Annotated in this window: 7 protein-coding genes; all 7 read left to right on the top strand. The window is 72.8% G+C overall.

Going from position 1 to position 8749, the window contains the following annotated elements:
* Positions 1-212 precede the first annotated feature (212 nt).
* Positions 213-1685 carry an SCO6880 family protein gene (locus ACVNF4_RS28250; RefSeq protein ID WP_461805712.1) on the top strand — a complete coding sequence of 491 codons (1473 nt, stop codon included), beginning with the start codon at positions 213-215 and terminating at the stop codon, positions 1683-1685.
* Positions 1686-1712: 27 nt separating this feature from the next.
* On the top strand, positions 1713-2165 hold the full coding sequence (locus ACVNF4_RS28245) for a DUF6238 family protein (protein ID WP_461805711.1): 453 nt from the start codon (positions 1713-1715) through the stop codon (positions 2163-2165).
* 26 nt (positions 2166-2191) lie between these two features.
* A complete protein-coding gene (locus tag ACVNF4_RS28240) occupies positions 2192-3712 on the top strand; it encodes an ATP-binding protein (RefSeq protein ID WP_461805710.1) in 1521 nt (506 codons plus the stop codon).
* A 1033-nt stretch (positions 3713-4745) separates the two neighbouring features.
* Entirely contained in the window at positions 4746-5273 is a 528-nt protein-coding gene (locus tag ACVNF4_RS28235; protein ID WP_461805709.1) for a hypothetical protein, read from the top strand.
* Between the two features lie 28 nt (positions 5274-5301).
* Positions 5302-6000 carry a hypothetical protein gene (locus tag ACVNF4_RS28230; protein WP_461805708.1) on the top strand — a complete coding sequence of 233 codons (699 nt, stop codon included), beginning with the start codon at positions 5302-5304 and terminating at the stop codon, positions 5998-6000.
* Between the two features lie 74 nt (positions 6001-6074).
* Entirely contained in the window at positions 6075-7421 is a 1347-nt protein-coding gene (locus ACVNF4_RS28225) for a hypothetical protein (protein WP_461805707.1), read from the top strand.
* Between the two features lie 52 nt (positions 7422-7473).
* A partial coding sequence (locus ACVNF4_RS28220; protein WP_461805706.1) for a hypothetical protein occupies positions 7474-8749 on the top strand: 1276 nt, incomplete at its 3' end.

Here is an 8749-nt window from a genome sequence, read left to right as displayed (position 1 = left end):
TGGGCCGGCTCGCCCCTCCGCCCGCCAGCGGCTCCATGCCGCCGCCGTCCGCCGCAGGGCCGTCGGCAACGGGTTCCCCGACCCCGCCGCACTGGGTGTACCCCAACCCGCCGTCCTCCGGGTCCTGACCCACCGCATCCGGGGGCGGGCCGCTTCTGCGGCCCGCCCCCGGACCCCCGATCATCCGCCCGCTCCCACCGTCTGGAACCGCCATGCCCGACCAGCCCCAGGCCGACGTCACCCCGGCCACCGTGAAGTTCCCGCACCGCAGCAGGCGCGGCATCCTCCTCGGCCTGACCGCGCCGCAACTGACCGTCACCGGCCTCACCGGCCTGCTCCTGCTCGCCGTGATCATCGCGCGCGGCGTGGTCGGCGCGCTCGAACTCGTCCCCCTCTGGGCGTCCGTCGTCCTCCTCGTCCTCCTCCGCCACCGCGGCCGGGCCCTGGCCGACTGGGTTCCGATCGTCGCCCGGTATGCCTCGCGCCGGATGCGGGGCCAGTTGGTGTGGCTCGCCCGGCCCTCCCGCCGCCCGGTCCGCGAGGGGCTCCTCCACCTGCCCGGCACGGCGGCCGGCCTGCGCGTGGTCACCGCCCCCGACCGCCGCTACGGCGCGGTCCACAACCCCCACACCGGCACCCTGACCGCCGTCGTCAAGGTCTCCTCCCGCGCCTACGCGCTGCTCGACCCGGGCACCCAGAACGCCAACGTCAGCGGCTGGGGACGCGCGCTGGCCGCGCTCGCCCGCACCGGCCACGTCGCCCGCATCCAGGTGATCGAGCGCACCGTCCCGGACTCCGGGGACGCGCTGCGCCGGTACTGGCAGGAGCACGGGCGGCCCGACACGCCGCTGGCCGGTGCGGTCTACGGCGAGCTGATCGAGAGCGCGGGTCCGGCGGCGGCGCCGCACGAGGCGTATGTCGCGGTGTCGCTGGACGCCAAGGCCGCCAGGCGGCTGATCAACCAGGCCGGCGGCGGCCTCGCCGGGGCTTTCAGTGTCCTGGCGCAGCTGACCTCGACCTTCGACCAGGCCGCGCGGACCGCCGGTCTCAACCCGGCCGGCTGGCTCACCGCGCGCGAGATCGCGGCCGTCGTGCGGACGGCGTACGACCCCAAGTCCCTCACCGCGCTGGACCGCTGGTCCTCCGGCGGCCGTCCCGAGGCCGAAGCGGCTGCCGCCGGGCCGGTCGTGGTGGTGGAGAAGGCAGACCACATCGCGACCGACTCGGCCGCGCACGCCACGTACTGGGTGGAGAACTGGCCGCGCATCGAGACGTCGGCGGGCTTCCTGCACCAGCTCCTGTTCACCGCCGGCATCCGGCGCACGCTGTCGCTGTCGTACGAGCCGAAGGCGCTGGACTCCGCGCTGCGCGACGTCCAGCGAAAGAAGGCCAGCGTGATCGCGGATGCCGCCGAGCGGGCCCGGCGCGGGCAGGTCGACTCCGAGGCGGACGCGATCGAGTACCAGGACATCAAGTCCCGTGAGCGCCAGCTCATCGCGGGCCACGCGGACGTCGCCCTGACCGGTCTGCTGACCGTCTCCGCCGACTCCGAGGAGGAACTGCGTTCCGCCTGCGCGGCCGTGGAGACCGCGGCCGTCGGCGCCCAGCTCGACCTTCGGCCGCTCACCTGGCAGCAGGCCGAGGCGTTCACCGCCGCCGCCCTGCCGCTCGCGCTCTCCGCCTGACACCCTGCCTCGCGAAAGAACACCCCTGTGTCCCGTACCGCCGACCCGCCCGGACAGGACTTCGTCCCCTTCGCCACCGCCGCGCTGGACTTCCACCGCGCGCTCAACGTGCCGGGCGGCCCCCTCGTCACCACCCGCGCCGAACTGGACGCCCTGCACGCCCACCTCGTCTCGCTGTACGGCCTCCTCGACGCCCACACCGCCCGCACCAGCCGGCTCATAGCGATCGAAGGCGACCAGCTCCGTGCCGCCCGTACCCGGATCTGGCAGACCGCCGACCACCTCCACGCCGCCTACCACGCAGCCCCCCGGCCTCACTCCGGTGAGGTGCCGGACCGTGAACAGTGCCGGGCGGGTCTGCCCGAAGGGGCACCGGAGCTGACCATCTGTCAGCGCCACCAGCGCACCGCCCGCCTGGTCCGCCGCCGCACCACCCCGGCCGACCTGCACGCGCCGTTCACCGGCCTCATCCGCCACTGACCGCCGTCCCTCTGGAGACACCGTTCATGCCCCGCACCCGCGCCAGCGCCTCCCACCTGTTCGTCCCCAGCAAGAGCACACGCGCCCAGCAGCGAGCCGCCCGCGCCGGTTTCGCAGCCGCCCGCCGCCAGGCCCGCCGCGCCGCAGCCCCGGCGAAGCACCGCGCCGAGACCACTCACGACCCCGAACTGCGGCCCACCTACCCGCTGTCCGGACGTCCCGGGCCCGCCTCCGCCCGGGGCGGGAAGGTGCGGCTGCCCTCACACCGGATGACCACCGCGACCGCGTCCGGCGCCTATCCGTTCCTCGCCGAGGGCGGCCTGGGCGCCGAGGGGATCTTCATCGGCCGCGACGTCCACGCCGAGGCGGCGTTCTGCTACGACCCCTTCGCGCTGTATGCCAGCGGGCGGATCGAGGGCTTCACCAACCCCAACGCCGTCCTCGCCGGGATCATCGGCATGGGCAAGTCCGCGTTGGCGAAGTCCATCGCGACGCGGGCCATCGCGCACGGCTACCGCGTCTACGTCCCCTGCGATCCGAAGGGTGAATGGACGGCGGTCGCGCAGGCGTTGGGCGGGCAGAGCATCGCGCTCGGTCCCGGTCTGCCCGGACGCCTCAACCCCCTCGACGCCCCCGCCCGCCCCGCCACCGTCGCACCGGAGGACTGGGCGGCCGAGGTCCGCAAGCGCCGCCTCCTTCTGGTCGCCGGTCTGGCCCGTACGGTGCTGAAGCGGGACCTGCGGCCGGCCGAGCACACCGTGCTCGACGTCGCCCTCGACCTCGTCGTCGCGGACGCCGCGTACGGCGGGAGGGTGCCGCTGCTCGGCGACATCGCCGCCGCCCTGAGCACCCCGCACCGCCTGGAGCAGGCCCTCGGCGGGAACGTCCCGGCCGGAGCCGACGACCTCGCCCACGCCCTGCGCCGACTCGTACACGGCGACCTGTCGGGCATGTTCGACGCGCCCTCCACGGTCGTCTTCGACCCGGCGACGCCGATGCTGACCATCGACCTCTCCCGCCTGGGCGGTGCCGGTGACGACACCGCCCTCGTGCTGGCGATGACCTGCGCTTCGGCATGGATGGAGGCCGCGCTCGCCGACCCTTCCGGCGGGCGGCGGTGGGTGATCTACGACGAGGCGTGGCGGGTCATGCGCCATGTCGGGCTGCTGGAGCGGATGCAGGCCCAGTGGAAGCTCTCCCGGGGCCTGGGTATCGCCAACTTGATGATCATCCACCGGCTGTCCGACCTCCTCTCGGCGGGCGACGCCGGATCACGCGGCCGGGTCCTCGCCGAGGGCCTCCTCGCCGACTGCTCCACGCGAATCATCTACCGCCAGGAACCCGACCAACTCGCCGCCGCAGCCTCCCTCCTGGGCCTGACCGGCGTCGAAACCCAGGCCGTCTCCGCCCTCACCAAGGGACGCGGACTGTGGAAGGTCGCCGGACGCTCCTTCATCACCCAGCACCTCCTGCACCCCGCCGAACGCCGACTGTTCGACACCGACGCCCGTATGGGGGCAAACCACCAGGCAGGCAACAACCTATGACCTGCTCCTTCATCGATCACCGCACACTCACCACAGACGACATCGCCGCCTGCGAACAGCTCATAGCCGCCTACAACGAACACGGTGGTCACCCTCCGGGCCCCGTCCCCGCCGCAGGCGAGTGGCAGCTGGTCATCTGCACCACTCTCACCGATCCCGACGGGGAAAGGCTGGAAACCGAAGGGGTCTTCAAACGCTCGGGATCCACGTAGCACGCTCCCGACGGCAGCACTCACACCAGGTTCGTGATCATGGAGTTCACGCCGCAGGGCCGGGCGCTTCCCGCCCAAGGACACGGTGGCCGACCCGGGCCTCGGCACATTCACCCAGCGGGCCCCAGCAGCCCACACGCACCTCCGGCTCCGCCCTCGCCCGGCCGGCACCCCCGTCGCACGTAGCACCTCAGGTCTCAGGAACGCTTCACTGCGGACAGCCCTCACTGCCTCCGCACTGCCGAGCGAACCGGCCACACCCCACTGCGGCTCCCGTATCCGCATCGGCGCCTCCCGCGCCGATGCGGATACGGCCCGCGCTGCGCACCCCACACCGACCGCCGAGCCAGCAGACGTATCGACCCGGCCCGCCGGACCGGCCCCTGGTGTCAGCCTGTACCTCACGGAGTCCCCGTTATGCCGACCCACCCCTTCGTCCCTCGCCTCACCACGAACAGCGTTGACGCTCCGGAGGTCCTTCCCGGCGACCAGCCGAGCACGAACCTGTCCTTGCCGCTCGCCGCTTACCCGTCCGACGGTCCGATGGCCGCCCCTACGGGACGCGCCCGGCTGGAAGTCGCCGCCCGCGAGCACCTCTGTCAGCGCGTCTGCTGCGGCCTGGAGTCCACCGGGATACCGACCGAGCTTCAGGAATCCCGACGGAACGTCGGATCTCTCACCCCCCGGAGTGAAGCCCCCGCGCGGCCTGCGCCGCCAGGTCAAACAGCCAGCGAGAGCCCACAGGAACCCAAGGCCATGGAGACAGACAGCGCCGCGTTCAGCCTGGCTGACGGTTTTTCAGTTTCTGTGCGCCATGGGGAGTGACGGCAGTGGTTCCGCGCGGGGGCGCAGCCTCCCGTTCCGGGCTCGCCCCCGGTGTTCCGTCCGAAGGCGCGCAGAACGATGCCCCGCACCGGGGCCGTCCGACACCCCTCCAGTCCGCAGGTCCGGACAGCCGCGCATCGGCCGCCGACGGGAACGACCGGCTCGCCACGGCCCGGACCGAGGAGTTCACCGGCCTGTTCGACGAGGCCGTCACAGGGGACGTCGGCGCGGTGGCTCACCTGCATCAGATCCTCGAAACGGCCTCTGAGTGGTGCCGCACCCACGGTGCCCGAAGCAGCGCGTTTGAGCTGGACGCCCTCGCTTCCCGGCTGGCCGACCTCGGTGAGGAGCTTCATCTCGTCGTCGAGAACGTCGATCACGAGATCCGCAGCCGGTCGCACCGAGCGACGGCAGCGGTCCGCCGTTCACCGGTGGCGACGGCCAGGGGAACTTCTCCGAGTTCCCGCGACACTCCAGCTCCACCCCCGCCGTCCGGCGCGCACGCACTGCCGCGTTCGCGGTGAAGCCCCTATACAGAGATGAGAAACGATCATGTCCGCCACTCCTGGTTTCTCCGCCGTTCCTGACCACCAGTCGCACGGCGGCGACGCGCGGGCGGCATGGCGGCTACGCGTCCAGGCCCTGGCCTCCGCCGCCGACGGCATCATGCAGGCTTCGGCCCAGTGGGACGCGATCTCCGACCCGTACCGCGAGGGAAACGGCCAACCTGTCGGTGAAGCGGGCTACGTCCGCACGAAAGCGGCCCGGGACGCCGCCGCCTGGGAGCACGTCGAGACCTTCCTGGCCCACGGCCCCGAAGTCCTCGCCGGCGTCCGGGCCGCCGCGAGGCCGGCCGACTACCTCGACGGTCCGATCAGCGCCGACCTGCGCAGCCTGTGGGACGTCGAGTCCGCCCTGAAGCGGGCAGACACGCTCCGCCACCAGTGGGACCAGGTCATCGCCCTCATGGAGGGCTCCATGCCCGGGTCCCGGAAGCTCTACGAGGAACGGGCCCTTGAGATCCGTAACTCCGATGGCTGGCGCTACGCCGACGAACTCGGCTACAGCGGCGCGGCGTTGGCGCGGGCCGCTGATCACCTGACGGACCGGATCGGCGCCGACCAGCCTGCTCGCCCGGAACGTGTCCAGGCGGCTGTGGCCCGGTCCGCCGCTGGGCAGCACGGTGCCCCCGCTGCTACTCCGCCGGCCCCGGCTGCGTCCGCCTCTTCTGCCGCGCACCGCTCGCGCTGACGCCTCTATCACCGCTCTCCGGCAAGGCCAAACCGCCCGATCCCCGGAACCTGGCTGTGTCGAAGGGACATTCCATGGATTCTGACCTCACCCGTTTCGCGACCGCCCTCGCCGACCAACTGGGCTGGACCGCCACCCCGGTACGGCCGGACGGACACGCGCTGTGGGGCTTCGGCACCCGTCTGCACGAGGCCCTGGAGCAGGCGCCGGAAGCGGCGCTGCTGACCACCCCGGGCGGCACCGAGTTCATCGTCGTCCCACGCACCGACCCGGACGCCCACCGCTACCTCGTCGGTCCACTGCGCCCCACCGACCTGCCCGCCAATACAACGGCGGCCATGCAGGAGCGGGAGCCGTCCGTCGTCCTCCTCAACGGCGCGGCGACTCCTGAGCACGCCGCGGACCGCTTCCGGATGTTCCTGTCCGGCTGGGAGGACCACCTCACCCGTGCACGGACAGCGCTGGAACCCGCCGAGGCGGCACGCCTCGACGACGTCTTCGCCTCCTACGCGGAGACGGTCGCCGCCACGCTCCCGGGCGAGTGGAGCGCCACGGTCCTGGACCTCGACTCCTACGCTCACCAACGGCTCTTCCCCACCGTGTGGGCCACCGGGCCGGACGTCGGGCGCAAGGCCGCCGCGTCGGCGGCGCGTGCCGCGCTGCTGACCGGGCCGCGTCACCGCGTCCTGCTCGTCCAGGACGCGGGCCCCTACCGGGACATGACCGCCGTCACCTTCCTCCCGTCCCGCCTGCGCATCACCCCCGACAGCCCGGTCCCGGGCCCGGCGCCGCTCTCCCTGACCACCGATGCCGAAGCCGCGGCACACAGCATCCGCTCCGACCTCCTGCCGGCCTGGGACCAGGGGGTCTTCTCCGCCCGCACCGGCGTCCTGGCCCACGCCACGGTCGAACTCCGTCAGGCCCTCGACTCCTGGAACGCCGTCGGTGACACCTACTACGCCGTCCACGATCCCGGTGCCGGAGCGGTCCTGCGTGACGCCCGCGCCTGGAAGGCCGTCGAGACCTACCTCGCCCACGCCCCCGCCACGCTCGACGGCATCGCCGCCGTGACCACCGGCGCCGACCGCCTCGCCGGGCCGACCGCAGGTGATCTGCGTGTCCTGGAGCACGTCCGGGAGAACCTGCGCAACGCCACCCGCCTCAGGCGTGAATGGGACAAGCGCATCCGGCAGGCACCCGCCGCCGAGCAGCCGATTCTCGTCGAGGAACGCAACGCCGAGATGTGGCCCCACGCCGTCAGCCTCGCCGCCTCCGGCGAGGCCATGATCCGCGCCGCCCGCCACGTCACCGACCGCATCGGCACACCACCGCCCTCGGCGAAGACCTCCGCGTCTCGCCCCGCGCCAGCCCCCGCACCGGCACCGGTCCCGGTCGTCAGTCCCACCCGGCGCGGCAGGTGAGACGCCCCCACAGCACCCGCGCCCCTCTTCCCCGCCGAGAAGAAACGTTTCCATGTCTTCGCAGTCTTCCGACCTGTATCTGTTCACCGCCGCTCTCGCCGAGAGCCTGGGCTGGACCGCCTCTCCCGTCCCCGACGCCGAGCGACCCAGCCTGAGGACATCGGACCCCGTGCTGGCCGACGCGACGGTCCCTGCGGCGCTGCTGACCATGCCGGACGGTACTCAGCTCATCGCCACCCCCTCTCTGGCCTCGGGCACGTACATCCTCGTCCCCCGTCTGCCCGGCGACCTGCCGGCCGAGGCCGTCCTTGAGCCTGGCCCGCACACCCCGGCCCCCTTGTTCACCGTCCTCGTCGACCAGCTGCCCCATAACGCCCACCTCGTCGAGCAGTACGGCCGTGCGTGGGAGGACCACCTCTTCTTCCTGCGCAACCCGGGCGAGGCGGCCCGCCGCGAGCAGGTGTTCACCGCCTACACCGCCGGCATCGCCGACGCACTGCCCGGAGACTGGGCCACCGACCCCGTCCCCCTGAACTGGCTCGAACGGGAACTGTTGGCCGGCATTCTGTGGACCAGCGGGCCGGACGACGCCACGGCACTCGGCAACCGTGCGGTACGCGCCGCACGCCTGACCGGGCCCGGTCACGACGTGGCCGTTCTCCAGGAAGCGGGCTCCCAGGCCCTGACCGTCGCCGTCGCTGTTCTTCCCACCACGCCATTCATCTCCCAGGACGATCCGATCCCCGGCCCCGGCCCGCTCGTCCTGCCCTCCGACCCGCACCAGGCCGCCGACAAGATCCACCGCACTCTCCTGCCCGCCCGGACCCGTAACGTCTGGGACGCCCGCGTCAGCCTGCTCGCCCACGCGACCGTCGAACTCCAGCACACCGCCACGTCCTGGCAGGCCGTCTCCTCCACCTACACCGGGCACCCGCTCGCCGAAGCCGCACGCGGCACCGCCATGTCGCTGCGCGACGCGCGTGCCCAGGACGCCGTGGACGTCTACCTCGCCCACGCCCCCGCCCTGCTCGATGGCATCACCGCCGTGACCACCTCCACCGACCACCTCGCCGGTCCGCTGCGGGGCGGCTCACTCGAACTGGACTACGTCCGCCAGCACCTGGCCCACATCACCCGTATCCGCCGGGCGCTCTCGGAGATCCACACAGCCCCCGCAGCCGCACAGCCACAGCTTGCCCTTGAGCATGCCCAGGACGCGTGGCACCACGCGATGGGCCTCGCCACCACAGGCGACGCCATGATTCGCGCCGCCCGCCACGTCGCTCCCCGCATCGGCACACCCCCGCCGCCGCCGCCGGCACCGGCCG

Source organism: Streptomyces sp. S6 (assembly GCF_054880855.1).
This window is presented reverse-complemented; position numbering and strand designations above follow the sequence as displayed.